This is a genomic window from Bradyrhizobium sp. BR13661, assembly GCF_029892425.1.
In the GTDB taxonomy this organism is placed as follows: Bacteria; Pseudomonadota; Alphaproteobacteria; order Rhizobiales; family Xanthobacteraceae; genus Bradyrhizobium.
In genome coordinates, this window is record NZ_JARXWB010000002.1 from 356,789 (window position 1) to 371,881 (window position 15,093).

A 15,093-nucleotide genomic window follows, 5' to 3' on the forward strand; every position below is an offset into this window, starting at 1 on the left:
CCCATAACCACAAGATGTAATTTGGTGAAGACTGCTAACTCAGATCTCGCGTAACAACGTCTGCTGCGGAGTATGGGTCCCGGCCTACGCCGGGACGACAGCGTGTTTGACGCACCACCGTGGCCGCATCAACGCCTTCACTCCACCCCGATCGTCGTCAAGTCCTGGAACCAATGCTGCGCCTGCACGAACTGCTTCACTTTCGGCGACAGCGCATGCGGGTTGGTATCGTGGACGACCCAGACCAGCACCGCATCGTCGACGATCAATGCATGCGCCTGCGCGATCAGCTCGTCCTGCTTGGCCGTGTCGAACGTCTGCTTGGCCTTGTTGATCAGCGCGTCGACCTCGGGGTTCTTGTAGCCGCCCCAGTTGACGCCGACAGGCGCGATCTGGTCGGAAGCGAAGAAGCGGACGATGGCGTAGAGCGGATCGGACGTGACATAGGCGATGTTGTTGGCGGTGATGCCGGCGTTGATCTCGTCGGCGGCGCCCTTGCGCCAATGGGTATAGAGCGTCTCGAGCTCGACCACCTTGAAGTCGATGTCGATGCCGATCTCCTTGAAACTCTGCTGCAGGAATTCGTTCATCGGCAGCGACAGCATCTGGCCGGTGCCGCCCTGCGCGATGATGAAGGTTGTCTTCAGCGGCTTTGCTTTTGAATAGCCGGCTTCCTCGACCAGCTTCTTGGCAGCGGCGAGATCATACTTGATCTCGAAACTCGGCTTGCCGAACCAGGGGCTCGACGGATCGACCTGGCCCTTCGCCGGCTTTGCCAGCCCGTTCATCAGGCCGACGACCTCGTCACGGTTGATGGCGAGGTTCAGCGCCTTGCGCAGGCGGATGTCGGTCCAGGGCGAGCCCGGCAGGACGCTCAGATGATAATTCCAGACATGCGGCGTGACGTTGTCGACGATCTTCATGCCGGCGGCCTTGAGCTGCGGCACGGCATCGGGCGCCGGCGTCTCGATCAGGTCGACTTGCCCTGCGAGCAGCGCATTGGTGCGCGTCAACGCCTCCGGCATCGGTACCAGCACGATCTTGTCGACCTTCGGAATACGCTTGGCGTTCCAATAGTCCGGGTTCTTGCTGAGCTCGGCGAGCTCGCGCGGCACCAGTTTCGTCAGCTTGAACGGCCCAGTGCCGGAAGGCTGGCTCGCGAACTTGTCCCAATCCTTGCCGAGCTTCTCATATTGCGCCGGGCTCGACACCAGGAACCACAGCATTTGATACGGGAAGAAGGAGTCCACCGTCTTGGTCGTGATCTCCACGGTGAAATCATCGATCTTGGCGTAGCCGGCGACGGAGGGCAGGCGGGTCTTCACCTGCGCGCTCTGGCGCTTGTCGAATTGCGGCGCCTTGTCGTTCAACACCTTGTCGAGATTCCAGATCACCGCATCGGCGTTGAACTCGCTGCCGTCGTGAAACTTCACGCCCTTGCGAAGCGTGAAGCGCCACTTGGTCTTGTCTGTGTCGTCGACCTTCCATTCGGTGGCAAGTCCTGGCACCAGCTTGCCCGGGCGATCGGCGACGTCCATTTCCCACGCCACCAGCGGATCGTAGATCGTGTAGGCCGTGAACTGGTAGGCGCCGGCGCCGCGATCGGGCTGGCCCGTCGTCAGCGGGATATCCGCCATCGAGATGCCGTAGCGCACCACCGTTTCAGCGCGCGCCGAGATTGCGGATAGTCCCAGCGCAAGTACGGCGAGACAGGTCGATAGACGAATACGCATGGCCCAAAGCTCCCAGGAAGACGTTGGGGCCAAACCTGCAATCTTGATGCCAGAATAGGCAGCGCGGCGCCTCTGCATCCACGCGATCACAAGAACTTGTCGTCGCAGGGGCAATTTGCAGAATAAGTTTCCCCATTGGCATAGCCATTGCATACGTTTGCATCAAAATTAATCATCGATATCAGGAAAAGGATTGAGGCGATGCTTATCAAGATAACCGCGCGTGCAGTACTGGTCGCTGCACTCGCCTTGACGACTGCGGCGGCATGGCCGCGCGCGGCCGGCGCGGAAACGGTGCTGCGCATCGGCATGACGGCTGCCGATATTCCGCGCACGCTCGGCCAGCCCGACCAGGGTTTTGAAGGCAACCGCTTCACCGGCGTCACCATGTATGACGCGCTGACCGGCTGGGACCTGTCGTCCGCCGACAAGGCCAGCGTGGTGATTCCGGGGCTGGCGGCCGAGTGGAAGGTCGATGATGGCGACAAGACCAAATGGACCTTCAAGCTGCGTCCCGGCGTGACCTTCCACGACGGCACCCCGTTCAACGCCGATGCTGTGGTGTGGAACGTCGAGAAGGTCTTGAAGCAGGACGCGCCGCAGTTCGATCCGAGCCAGGTCGGCGTCACCGCGACGCGCATGCCGACGCTGACTTCTGCGAAGAAGATCGACGACATGACGGTCGAGCTCACCACCAAGGAGCCCGACAGCTTCCTGCCGATCAACCTCACCAACCTCTTCATGGCGAGCCCGGCGAAGTGGCAGCACTTCTATGACAAGGCTGAAGGCGCTGATGCCAAGGCGAAGTCGCAGGCCGCCTGGACCGCCTTTGCCAAGGACGCCGCGGGCACCGGCCCGTGGAAGATGGCGAGCTTCACGCCGCGCGAGCGGCTCGAGCTCGTCAAGAATGCGGACTACTGGGACAAGGCCCGCGTGCCCAAGATCGACAAGATGGTGCTGGTGCCGATGCCGGAAGCCAATGCGCGCACCGCGGCGCTGCTGTCGGGACAGGTCGATTGGGTCGAGGCGCCGGCGCCGGATGCGCTGCCTGAGCTCAAGCAGCGCGGCTTCAAGCTCTACGCCAACGAGCAGCCGCATGTCTGGCCCTGGCAGTTCTCGCGCGTCGAAGGCTCGCCCTGGAACGATATCCGCGTGCGCAAGGCCGCCAATCTCTGCGTCGATCGCGAAGGCCTCAAGGACGGCCTGCTCGCCGGCCTGATGGTGCCCGCGTCAGGCACGTTCGAGCCCGGCCATCCCTGGCGGGGCAAGCCGACCTTCGAGATCAAATACGACAAGGCTGCTGCGCAAAAACTGATGCAGGAAGCGGGCTTCGGTCCGAACAGGAAGCTGACCGTGAAGATCCAGACGTCTGCTTCAGGGTCAGGCCAGATGCAGCCGCTGCCGATGAACGAATATCTCCAGCAGGCGCTCGCCGAATGTTATTTCGACGTGCAGCTTGATGTCATCGAGTGGAATACGCTGTTCACCAATTGGCGCCGCGGCGCCAAGGACCCCTCCGCCAACGGCGCCAATGCGACCAACGTCACCTATGCGGCGATGGACCCGTTCTTCGCGCTGGTGCGCTTCCTGCAATCGACCATGGCGCCGCCGGTCTCGAACAATTGGGGCTACATCAACAACCCCAAGTTCGACGAGCTCGTGAAGAAGGCGCGGCAGACCTTCGATCCCGCCGCGCGTGACGCTGCGCTCGCCGAGCTTCACGCGGCCTCCGTCGACGACGCAGCCTTCCTCTACGTCGCCCACGACGTTGGCCCGCGCGCCATGAGCCCGAAGGTGACAGGCGTGATCCAGCCGAAGAGCTGGTTCATCGATTTCTCGCCGATCGCGATGACGCCGTAACTGTAGCAACGAACTCGCTGCACCCTCTCCCCTTGCGGGAGAGGGTGGCTTCGCGAAGCGAAGCCGGGTGAGGGGTCTCTATCCGCGAGTGACCTCTCTCCTTTGGAATGATCGCATCCGCGGATAGAACCCCTCATCCGGCGCTTGCGCGCCACCTTCTCCCGCAAGGGGAGAAGGGAAGAAAGAACCCGACGTGCTCGCCTACATCGCCAGACGCATCGTCTATGTCATCCCGATCGTCATCAGCGTGGCGCTGGTGTGCTTTCTGCTCGTGCATATCACGCCCGGCGATCCGCTGGTCGCGGTGCTCCCCGCAGATGCCTCGCAGGAGCTCGCGGCGCAGCTTCGCGCCGCCTATGGGTTTGACCGGCCGTTGCCGGTGCAGTTCGGGCTTTGGCTGCTCCGTGCCCTTCACGGCGATCTCGGCAATTCCATTGCCACCGGTCGCCCTGTGCTCGCCGAAGTCCTGCGCGCCGTCGGCAACACCGTGACGCTGGCGATTGCCGCTGCCATCATCGGCTTCACCATGGGCATCCTGCTCGGCCTGATCGCCGGCTATTTCCGCGAGACCTGGATCGACAAGCTCGCGACGTCGTTCGCCATCGCCGGCGTCTCGGTGCCGCATTACTGGCTCGGCATGGTGCTCGTCATCATCTTCTCGGTGGAGCTGAACTGGCTGCCCGCGGTCGGCGCCGGTCCCGGCGGCTCCGCCGCATGGGCCTGGGACTGGGACCACCTTAAATATCTCGTGCTGCCGGCGATCACGACGTCGGTGATCCCGATGGGCATCGTCACCCGCACCGTGCGCGCGCTCACCGGCGACATCCTCAGCCAGGATTTCGTCGAGGCGTTGCGCGCCAAGGGCCTGCACGAGCGAGGGGTGTTCCGCCACGTCATCAAGAATGCCGCGCCGACCGCGCTTGCGGTGATGGGGCTGCAACTCGGTTACATGCTTGGCGGCTCGATCCTGATCGAGACCGTGTTCTCCTGGCCGGGTTCGGGCTTCCTGCTCAACTCCGCGATCTTCCAGCGCGACCTGCCGCTGCTGCAGGGCACGATCCTGGTGCTGGCACTGTTCTTCGTTGTCCTCAACCTGCTGGTCGACATCGCCCAAGCCGCGATCGATCCACGCATCAAGCGGGGCTAGCCGATGAGCGAGCTCCCGTTGTCCGCCACCGCCGATGCCGCGCTTCAGGCCGCGCCCGCCTCCAAGGCGCGCGGCTATTGGGCGACGGTCGGCCGCCGCATCCTGCGCGACAAGGTCAGCATGGCCTGCGCCATCGTGCTGCTGTTGATCTTCGTCTCTGCGATCCTGGCGCCATGGCTCGGGCTTGAAGATCCCTACAAGGGCTCGATGATCCGCCGTCTCCGCCACATCGGCACGGTTGGCTACCCGCTCGGCACCGACGAGCTCGGCCGCGATATGCTGGCGCGGCTGATCTATGGCGGGCGGCTGTCGCTGGTCATCGGCATCTTGCCTGTGATCCTCGCCTTCTGCATCGGCACCTCGCTCGGCATCATTGCCGGCTATGTCGGCGGCAAGCTCAACACCGCGATCATGCGCACGGTCGATGTGTTCTACGCCTTTCCCTCCGTGCTGCTGGCGATCGCGATCTCGGGCGCGCTCGGCGCCGGCATCCTCAACTCCATCGTGGCGCTCACCATCGTGTTCGTGCCGCAGATCACCCGCGTGGCCGAAAGCGTCACCACCGGCGTGCGCAACATGGATTTCGTCGAAGCCGCGCGCGCCTCGGGTGCCGGGCCGTTCACGATCATGCGCGTGCACATTCTCGGCAACGTGCTGGGCGCGATCTTCGTCTATGCCACCAGCCTCATTTCGGTCTCGATGATCCTGGCCGCCGGTCTCTCCTTCCTCGGCCTGGGGACAAAACCGCCGGAGCCGGAATGGGGCCTGATGCTCAACACCCTGCGCACCGCGATCTACGTCAATCCCTGGGTCGCAGCCTTGCCGGGCGCGATGATCTTCGCCGTCTCGATTTGCTTCAATCTGCTCTCGGACGGCCTGCGCAGCGCCATGGACATCAGGAATTGAGTAATGATGAGTGAAGCGCAGATTGTTGCGGCGTCGGCGGTGAATCACCTCTCCCATAGGGAGAGGTCGGATTGCATCGCAAGATGCAATCCGGGTGAGGGGTTTCGCTGCATCGAGTTTGCCGCGCCCCCTCACCCGCGCCTTCGGCGCGACCTCTCCCCGGCGGGGAGAGGTGGGAGGCCGTGCCCATGAGCGAGACCAACACCTCTGTCGCCATGCTGGAGCCGGTCGAGGACGTCGGCGGCGTCGCGCAGCCGCTGCTTCAGGTCAACGGCCTGACAAAACACTTTCCGGTTCGCGGCGGGCTGTTTGCGGCAAAGCGCACCGTGCGGGCCGTCGACAATGTCTCCTTCTCCGTCGCCAAGGGCGAGACCGTCGGCATCGTCGGCGAATCCGGTTGCGGCAAGTCCACCACTGCGCGCCTCCTGATGCATCTGATGCCGCGCGATACCGGCGACATCATCTATGACGGCATGAGCGTCGGGCAATCGCTGAGCTTGCGCGAGTTGCGCCGCGGCATGCAGATGGTGTTCCAGGATTCCTATGCCTCGCTCAATCCGCGCCTGACGATCGAGGAGTCCATCGCCTTCGGCCCCAAGGTCCACGGCATGGCTGACGGCACGGCACGCATGCTGGCGCGGGAGCTGCTCGGCAAGGTCGGCTTGCGACCTGAAAATTTCGCCAATCGCTATCCGCACGAGATCTCCGGTGGCCAGCGCCAGCGCGTCAACATCGCGCGTGCGCTGGCGCTGTCGCCGCGGCTGGTGATCCTGGATGAAGCCGTCTCCGCGCTCGACAAATCAGTCGAGGCGCAGGTGCTGAATTTGCTTGCCGACCTCAAGCGCGAGTTCGGCCTGACCTATCTCTTCATCAGCCACGACCTCAACGTCGTGCGCTACATCAGCGACCGCGTGCTGGTGATGTATCTCGGCGAAGTCGTCGAGCTCGGCCCGGTCGACCAGGTCTGGGACAGCCCCGCGCATCCCTATACGCGGGCACTTCTGGCGGCGATGCCGTCCTCCGATCCGGACAGGCGCACCGAGAAGCCGCCGATCTCGGGCGATCCGCCCAATCCGATCGACCCGCCGTCGGGCTGTCGCTTCCACACCCGTTGCCCGTTTGCGGAGCCGCTCTGCGCAAATGCGACACCAAAGCTCACCGCGCTGGATAGAATGGGCCACGAGGCTGCCTGCTACATGGCCGTTCCGGGATCTGGCCATAGCCGTGCGCCGAGAGAGGAAACCGCATGACGAGACCAACGACAAAAGAAATCCAGGCGACGGCGCAGATCGCCGGCATTCCCGTGAACGACGAGATCGCGACGCGCATTTCCAACTCCATCGGACCTGCGTTCGAAGGCTTTGCGGTCATCGCCGGCACGCTACCGTTCGACCTCGAGCCCGCGCACTATCCGCTTGCGCAAGCCGCGAAGGTCTCGACATGAGCACTGAGCCCGCGTTGATGACGCTCACCGAGGTCGCGCGCGCGATCGCGGTGAAACAGGTGTCCTCGCATGAGGTGACGCGCGCGCTGCTGCATCGCATTGCGCAGTGGCAGCCGCATCTCAACGCCTTCATGTCCGTCGAGTCCGAAGCCGCGCTGAAGGCAGCCGATGCCGCCGACGCCGAGCTTGCCAAGGGCAAGATCCGTGGACCCCTGCATGGCGTGCCGCTCGCCCACAAGGACATGTATTACGATGCCGGCCATGTCGCCACCTGCGGCTCGCTGATCCGCCGCGACTTCATACCGACGGTGACGTCAACTGCGCTGCAGCGGTTGAAGGATGCCGGCCAGGTCCGCCTCGGCACGCTGCATCTGGCCGAATTCGCCTATGGCCCGACCGGTCACAACGCCCATTACGGCCCGGTGCGCAATCCCTGGAATGTCGCGCATATCACCGGCGGTTCGTCTTCGGGCTCCGGCTCGTCGGTCGCAGCGCGCCTGACCTATGCGGCGCTTGGCTCGGACACCGGAGGTTCGATCCGCATGCCCGCGCATTTCTGCGGCGTCACGGGATTGAAGACCACGGTCGGCCGCGTCAGCCGCGCCGGCGCGATGCCGCTGTCGCAGTCGCTCGACACGGTTGGCCCGCTGGCGCGCACCGCGGAAGATTGCGCGCTGCTGCTGGCGCTGATGGCCGGCCCCGATCCGGAGGATCCGACGTGTAGCCACGAGCCGCTGTCGGATTACGTTGCAGCAACCAGGGGCTCGCTGAAGGGCTTGAAGATCGGCGTGCCCGCGTCCTTCTATGTCGACGATCTCGACAGCGAGGTCGCGCGCGTGCTGGACGAGACCATCGCGGTGCTCAAGCGCGAGGGCGCCGACATCGTCAAGGTCGAGCTGCCGGACCAGCGGCAATTGCAGGCAGCGAGCCAGCTCGTGCTCGCCGCGGAAGCGGCCGCCTTCCACAAGCGCTGGATGATCGAGCGTCCCCAGGACTACGGCGCGCAGACCTTGATGCGGCTTCAGAACGGCCTCGCCGTTCCCGCCATCACCTACCTCGAGGCGGTGCGCTGGCGTGGCCCGGCACTCGCCGCGCACAACGCGGCGACGTCAGGTGTCGACGCGATCATCGCGCCGGCCTCGCCGATCCCGGCGCCGACGATCGAGGAGAGCGATGTCGGCGGCGGACCCAACGCACCGGCGCTGTTGCAGCGGCTGACGCTGTTCACCCGTCCCGTGAATTTCCTCGGCCTGCCGTCGCTCACCATACCATCCGGCTTCACCAAGAGCGGTCTGCCGGTCGGCATGCAGCTGATCGGCCGGTCCTTCGATGAAGCGACGCTCCTCACCATCGGCGCCGCGTTCCAGCGCGTCACCGATTATCACGATCGATTGCCAAAACTGCCGTCATGACAAAGCTCGTCGATATCTCAGGCCTCAACATCCGCTTCACCGGCGAGCGCACGGTCTATGCCGTGAACGATCTCAATCTCTCGCTCGGCAACAGCGAGGTGCTGGGCCTGCTCGGCGAATCCGGTTCGGGCAAGAGCGTGACCCTGCGGGCGCTGATGCGGCTGCTGCCGAAGAAGCGCACGGAGATATCAGGCAAGGTCAACGTGATGGAACGCGACGTGCTCGCCATGAACGACGAGGAGCTGTCGTCGTTCCGCGGCCAGACCGTGTCGATGATCTTCCAGGAGCCGGCGCTCGCGCTCGATCCCGTCTACACCATCGGGGCGCAGATCGCCGAAAGCGTCGTGCGCCACGAAGGCAAGAGTTTTGCCGAGGGGAGGGCGCGGGCACTCGAGATGCTCGATGTCGTGCGCATCCCCTCGGCCAAGCGGCGGCTGGATGCCTATCCGCACGAAATGTCCGGCGGCATGCGCCAGCGCGCGATGATCGCGTTGGCGCTGGCCTGCCGTCCGAAGATCTTGCTCGCGGACGAGCCGACCACGGCGCTTGATGCCACCGTGCAGATCCAGATCCTGCTGCTGCTGCGCGAGTTGCAGCGCGAATTCGGCATGTCCGTCATCTTCGTCACCCACGACATCGGCGTCGCCATCGAGATCTGCGACCGCGTCGCGGTGATGTATGCCGGCCAGATCGTGGAGCAGGGGACCCTCCGCGACATCGTCCGGACCCCGGTGCATCCCTATGCCAAGGGCCTGCTCGCCTCGACCATCCATGGCGCCAAACGGGGCGCCCGCCTCGAAACCATCCCCGGCACGCCACCGTCGCTGGCCGAAAAACCCCATAACTGCTCCTTCGCCCCCCGCTGCAAGCTCGCCGAGCCCCGCTGCCTGGAGCAGCTGCCGCCGAATGTCGAGGTCGGCCCGGGCAGAGCGGCGCGATGCGTGCTGGCCGAGCCGGCGGCGGCGACGTAACGGGTGCCCCTTCGCCCCGTGGCGAGAATCCCCTGCGGCAGCATGCTCTTGTCGCAATCCACCCCGCCTGACCCGGCCGGGCCATTTCTACTGTGCATGGGGTTGTTTTCGCGATTTGTGTCCGGGCGGTCCCTCCGGAACCACCATTCAGACCCCATTCATCCCGGTTCCGCTTCCATGCCCCCGTTCACGGAGAGGGACTTCATCTTATGTATATTTCTGGCCAAAGCCTCATCGTCATCCTGTTCGTCGGCCTCGTGGCCGGCTGGCTCGCCGGCAAGGTCGTGCGGGGGGCCGGGTTCGGCATCATCGGCGATATCGTGATCGGCATCGCCGGTGCGTTCGTCGCGAGCTTCCTGTTCCCGAAGCTCGGCATCCATATCGGCGTCGGGATGGTCTCAGAGATCATCTATTCCGCCATCGGCGCCGTCATCCTGCTGCTGGTGGTCCGGCTGGTGCGCGGCGGCGGACGGCTCTAGCGGGTTCGATCGATCGGAACCTCAAGCCTCCCCCCAGCGCTGGGGGGAGGCGCTTGTATCTGCTATAAAAAGCCGCAAAGACTGTGAAGTACCGGACTTGCGGATCAGGCCTCCGCGGGTAGATGTGGCTGGGCCTGGATTAATTCGACTGTGTTGCACGCGGGGAGAACCCGATATTAATCCGGGGCGAGTACGCCTCGATTTGCCTTTGAATTCAGGGGCCTTGCCCCTCACCCGAAAGAGATCAGACTGATGGCAGCCGTTCCCGGCCTCCGCCGTTCAGAGCTCGGTGACGCGCTGCGTGCCTGCCGCACGGCGTTCGTCGGTGTCGGCTTGATGAGCTGCATGATCAACCTGCTCTATCTGACCGGGTCGATCTTCATGCTGGAGGTCTACGACCGGGTGCTGCCGAGCCGCAGCATTCCGACCCTGGTCGGCCTGATCGTCCTCGCCAGCGGCCTCTATATGGCGCAGGGCGTGCTCGACATGATCCGCAGCCGCATCCTCGGGCGGGTCGGCACCGCGCTCGACGAAGCCCTGAACAAGCGCGTTTTCGACACCATCGTGCGGCTGCCGCTGCTGGTCGGCAACCGCAACGAGGGGCTGCAGCCGCTGCGCGATCTCGACAATGTCCGCTCCTTCCTCGGCGGCATGGGTCCGAGCGCGTTCTTCGACCTGCCCTGGCTGCCGCTCTATCTGGGCATCTGTTTCGCCTTCCACGTCTGGATCGGCGTGACCGCGCTGGTCGGCGCCGTCATCCTGGTTGGCCTGACGCTGGTCACCGAGTTCATGTCCCGCCAGCCGGCGAAGGATGCGATGGGCCTTGCCGCCCAGCGCAACGACCTCGCCCAGTCGAGCCGCCGCAACGCCGAAGTGCTGGTGTCGATGGGCATGGCCGGCCGGCTCAACCAGCGTTGGAGCGAGACCAACGAAAAATACCTCGCCGGCAATCAGCGTGCGAGCGACGTCGCCGGCGGTCTCGGCGCGATCGCGAAGGTGCTGCGCATGATGCTGCAATCCGCCGTGCTCGCGGTCGGCGCCACCCTCGTCATCCATCAGGAGGCGACCGCCGGCATCATCATTGCCGGCTCGATCCTCTCGGCCCGCGCGCTGGCGCCGGTCGATCTTGCGATCGCGCACTGGAAATCCTTCGTCGCGGCCCGCCAGAGCTGGCACCGCCTCAGCCGCCTCCTTGAACAGATGCCGGCGCAGGCAATCCCGACGCAGCTGCAGGCGCCCACCAGCCGACTCTCGGTCGAGGGCGTTGCCATGGTGGCGCCGGGCGACCAGCGCCTCATTGTCCAGGACGTCAATTTTGCGCTCGAAGCCGGCAACGGCCTTGGCGTGATCGGGCCGAGCGGCTCCGGAAAATCCTCGCTGATCCGCGCGCTGGTCGGTGTCTGGCAGCCGGTCCGCGGCAAGGTCCGGCTCGACGGCGCGGCGCTCGACCAATGGTCGTCCGACGTGCTCGGCCGCTACATCGGCTATCTGCCGCAGGACGTCGAATTATTCGGCGGCACCATCGCGCAGAACATCAGCCGTTTTGATCCTCGAGCAACTTCCGACGGCATCATCTCGGCGGCCAAGGAAGCCGGCGTGCACGAGATGATCATCAAGATGCGCGAGGGCTACAACACGCAAGTCGGCGAGCAGGGCGCCTCGCTCTCCGCCGGCCAGGCCCAGCGTGTGGCGCTCGCGCGCGCGCTCTATGGCAATCCGTTCCTGATCGTGCTGGACGAACCCAATTCCAATCTCGATACCGAAGGCGACGAGGCATTGACCCGCGCGATCCGCAGCGCGCGCGAGCGCGGCGCCATCGTGATCGTGGTGGCGCACCGGCCGATCGGCGTCGAGGCGGTCGACCAGATCCTGGTGCTGCGCGATGGACGCATGCAGGCCTTCGGTCCGAAGGAGCAGGTGCTCGCCCAGGTGCTCCAGCCCCGCGTCGCGCCGCCGGCGCCGATCAAGATCGTCAGCGAAGGCGGAGTGGCCAAACCATGAGCACGATGACGGTTGGTGCAACAAAACCCGCCGCGAACGGGACCGTGCGGCAGTCGATCCGCTTTCACCTGTTTCTCGGCCTTGGAATCGTGGCGTTGTTGGCCGCCGGCCTCGGCGGCTGGGCCTCGACGGTACTGATCTCGGGCGCGCTGATCGCGCCGGGCCAGATCGTGGTCGAATCCAACGTCAAGAAGGTGCAGCACCCGACCGGCGGCGTGGTCGGCGAGGTGCGTGCCCATGACGGCGACGTGGTCAAGGCCGGCGACATCGTGGTGCGGCTCGACGACACCGTCACCAAGGCCAACCTCGCCATCGTCGTCAAGAATCTCGACGCCGCGCAGGCGCGCGCGGCGCGGCTTCAGGCCGAGCAGCGCGGTCTCGACAAGATCGTGTTTCCGCAAGCACTGCTCGAGCGCGCCGGCGACCCTGATGTCAAGGTCTTGCTCGACAGCGAGACCAAGCTGTTCGACGTCCGCGTCAACGGCCGCGCCGGCCAGAAGGCCCAGCTGCGTGAACGCATCCTGCAGCTCAATGAGGAGATCGAAGGCCTCCAGGCGCAGGAAAGAGCCAAGGACAAGGAGATCGCGCTGGTGCAGCAGGAGCTGACCGGCGTGCGTGATCTCTATGACAAGCATCTGGTGCAGATCTCGCGCCTGACCACACTCGAGCGCGACAGTGCCCGTCTCAATGGCGAACGTGCGCAGTACGTCGCCTCGCGGGCGCAGGCCAAGGGAAAGATCACCGAGACCGAGCTGCAGATCATCCAGGTCGACAAGGACATGGTCAGCGAGGTCTCCAAGGATCTGCGCGAGACCAATGACAAGATCGGCGAGCTGATCGAACGCAAGGTCGCGGCCGAGGACCAGCTTCGCCGCGTCGACATCCGTGCACCGCAGGACGGTATGGTGTTGCAATCGACGGTGCATACCGTCGGTGGCGTCGTCACCGCCGGCGATGCGCTCATGCTGATCGTGCCGCAGGCCGACGATCTCCAGGTCGAGGCCAAGGTCAATCCGGTCGATATCGACAAGCTCCAGATCGGTCAGAAGACGCTGCTGCGTCTCTCCGCCTTCAACCAGCGCACCACGCCCGAGCTCAACGGTGTCGTCACCCGCGTCTCGCCCGACGTCACCACGGACCAGCGCACGGGCCAGAGCTATTACACCATCCGCGTCTCGATGCCGGCGGACGAGGTCGCCAAGCTCGGTGATTCCAAGCTGATCCCCGGCATGCCGGTGGAAGCCTTCGTCCAGACTGGTGACCGCACCATGCTGTCCTACCTGCTGAAGCCTCTGCACGACCAGTTCATGCGAGCGTTCCGCGAGAAGTGACGCATGCAGCAAACTCGGTTTCGTAGGGTGGGTTAGGCGAAGCCGTAACCCACCCTTATCTCTCCGCGGAAGCGGAAGTGGTGGGTTACGCTGCGCTAACCCAACCTACGAGACCTCCTTCTTGCTATAGTTCGACTCAGGTCCTCGAAACCCGGCGCCGAACAATGCAGTCCCCACCCTCCATCGCCACCAAATCCTTCTCTGATGCGTCCGCGGCCGTTGCCCGGCTCGAAAAAATCTACGAGCGCAACACCAAGTTCCTGCGCGACCGGTTCGAGGCCTATGTTTCGGGTGAGGCGATCACGACGCGGGTGCGGGCCTATTATCCTTTCGTCCGCCTCACCACCGCAACGCATGCGCGGCTCGACTCGCGCCTCTCTTACGGCTTTGTCGCGGGACCCGGCGTGCACGAGACCAGCGTGACGCGGCCGGATCTGTTCCGTGCCTACCTGACCGAGCAGATCGGTCTGCTGATCCAGAACCACGGCGTTCCCGTCGAGATCGGCGAATCCAACGAGCCGATCCCGATCCACTTCGCCTATCGCCGCGACATCAACATCGAAGCCGCCATCACCACCAGCGAGAATTCACTTGTTACGCGATCGCTGCGTGATGCGTTCGACGTGCCGGATCTCGCCACCATGGACGACGCAATTGCCGACGGCACCTTCCAGCTGCAGCCGGGCGCGCCGGAGCCGCTGTCGCTGTTTCGCGCCGCCCGCGTCGATTACTCGCTGCGCCGGCTCTACCACTACACCGGAACCGATCCCGAGCATTTCCAGAATTTTGTGATCTTCACCAACTACCAGTTCTATGTCGATGCGTTCGCGGAGCTCTGCCAGCAACGGCTCCAGTCCGGCGAAGCCGGGCTTGACGCATTCGTTGCGCCCGGCAACGTCATCACGCGCAACGACGGAAGCACGACAGGAACAGCGCCTGCACGCACACCGAACATGCCGGCCTTCCACCTGGTCGCACCCGGCTATCGCGGCATCACGCTGATCAACATCGGCACCGGTCCCTCCAACGCGCGCAACGTCACCGATCACGTTGCGGTGCTGCGGCCGCATGCCTGGCTGATGCTCGGCCATTGCGCCGGCTTGCGCAACACGCAGCGGCTCGGCGACTATGTGCTCGCGCATGGCTATGTGCGCGAGGACCATGTGCTTGACCGCGAGTTGCCGTTGTGGGTGCCGATCCCGGCGCTGGCCGAGATGCAAGTCGCCGTCGAGCAGGCGGTCGAGGACGTCACCGGGCTTGAGGGGTTCGAGCTCAAGCGTCTGATGCGCACCGGCACGGTCGCCAGCGTCGACAACCGCAATTGGGAGATCTCGGGACCCGAGGTGATCCGCCGCCTGTCACAATCCCGTGCGGTCGCGCTCGACATGGAGTCGGCCGCGATCGCCGCCAACGGCTACCGCTTCCGCGTCCCCTACGGCACGCTGCTCTGCGTCTCCGACAAACCGTTGCACGGGGAGATCAAGCTCGCCGGCATGGCGAGCGAATTCTACCGCCGCCGCGTCGGCCAGCACCTCGAGATCGGACTGAAGGCGCTGGAACAGCTCAAGCAGCAGGAATCGGAGCGGCTGCATTCGCGCAAGCTCCGCAGCTTTGCCGAGGTCGCATTCCAGTAGTCAGGCCATAGCTGCCCGAACAATGGCAGTACGCCTGTCGTGCCGAACTCCTGATGTGCTTGCGGAGCTGTTCCGGGAATAACCCAGCCGAGGCAGGGTTATCATCTCGTCCGGGGCGCGGACCAGCAGACATCAGGAGACCACAATGGTCAATCCGATCATTAAGCTTGCCGTT

The 15,093-nt window shown here is 64.5% G+C and carries 12 protein-coding genes; 11 read left to right on the forward strand and 1 reads right to left on the reverse strand.

What is annotated here, in order from left to right; genetic code table 11:
• Positions 1-137: 137 nt before the first annotated feature.
• Complete coding sequence (locus tag M2427_RS04775; protein ID WP_280705034.1) at positions 138-1,733, reverse strand: ABC transporter substrate-binding protein; 1,596 nt, start codon at positions 1,731-1,733, stop codon at positions 138-140.
• Between the two features lie 201 nt (positions 1,734-1,934).
• On the opposite strand from M2427_RS04775, the gene M2427_RS04780 reads away from it, so the two are divergent.
• The 11 genes from M2427_RS04780 (at position 1,935) to M2427_RS04830 (ending at position 14,918) form a co-directional block, all read left to right on the forward strand.
• Positions 1,935-3,593, forward strand: coding sequence for an ABC transporter substrate-binding protein (locus tag M2427_RS04780; RefSeq protein ID WP_280705035.1), 1,659 nt, complete (start codon positions 1,935-1,937; stop codon positions 3,591-3,593).
• 193 nt (positions 3,594-3,786) lie between these two features.
• Positions 3,787-4,740, forward strand: a complete 954-nt coding sequence (locus tag M2427_RS04785) for an ABC transporter permease (protein ID WP_280705036.1) — start codon at positions 3,787-3,789, stop codon at positions 4,738-4,740.
• 3 nt (positions 4,741-4,743) lie between these two features.
• Complete coding sequence (locus M2427_RS04790) at positions 4,744-5,646, forward strand: ABC transporter permease (protein ID WP_280705037.1); 903 nt, start codon at positions 4,744-4,746, stop codon at positions 5,644-5,646.
• A gap of 188 nt (positions 5,647-5,834) precedes the next feature.
• Positions 5,835-6,896 carry an oligopeptide/dipeptide ABC transporter ATP-binding protein gene (locus M2427_RS04795; RefSeq protein ID WP_280705038.1) on the forward strand — a complete coding sequence of 354 codons (1,062 nt, stop codon included), beginning with the start codon at positions 5,835-5,837 and terminating at the stop codon, positions 6,894-6,896.
• Complete coding sequence (locus tag M2427_RS04800; RefSeq protein WP_280705039.1) at positions 6,893-7,090, forward strand: hypothetical protein; 198 nt, start codon at positions 6,893-6,895, stop codon at positions 7,088-7,090. The genes M2427_RS04795 and M2427_RS04800 overlap by 4 nt, the downstream gene beginning before the upstream one ends.
• A complete protein-coding gene (locus M2427_RS04805) occupies positions 7,087-8,502 on the forward strand; it encodes an amidase (protein WP_280705040.1) in 1,416 nt (471 codons plus the stop codon). Before M2427_RS04800 ends, M2427_RS04805 begins: the two co-directional genes overlap by 4 nt.
• On the forward strand, positions 8,499-9,473 hold the full coding sequence (locus M2427_RS04810; protein ID WP_280705041.1) for an ABC transporter ATP-binding protein: 975 nt from the start codon (positions 8,499-8,501) through the stop codon (positions 9,471-9,473). The genes M2427_RS04805 and M2427_RS04810 overlap by 4 nt, the downstream gene beginning before the upstream one ends.
• Positions 9,474-9,682: 209 nt before the next feature.
• Entirely contained in the window at positions 9,683-9,952 is a 270-nt protein-coding gene (locus M2427_RS04815) for a GlsB/YeaQ/YmgE family stress response membrane protein (protein WP_280705042.1), read from the forward strand.
• Between the two features lie 252 nt (positions 9,953-10,204).
• Complete coding sequence (locus M2427_RS04820; RefSeq protein ID WP_280705043.1) at positions 10,205-11,953, forward strand: type I secretion system permease/ATPase; 1,749 nt, start codon at positions 10,205-10,207, stop codon at positions 11,951-11,953.
• Positions 11,950-13,284, forward strand: a complete 1,335-nt coding sequence (locus M2427_RS04825; RefSeq protein WP_280705044.1) for an HlyD family type I secretion periplasmic adaptor subunit — start codon at positions 11,950-11,952, stop codon at positions 13,282-13,284. Before M2427_RS04820 ends, M2427_RS04825 begins: the two co-directional genes overlap by 4 nt.
• A 164-nt stretch (positions 13,285-13,448) precedes the next feature.
• Positions 13,449-14,918 (forward strand): AMP nucleosidase, encoded by a 1,470-nt coding sequence (locus tag M2427_RS04830; RefSeq protein ID WP_280705045.1) that lies wholly within the window; start codon positions 13,449-13,451, stop codon positions 14,916-14,918.
• The last annotated feature ends 175 nt before the right edge of the window (positions 14,919-15,093 follow it).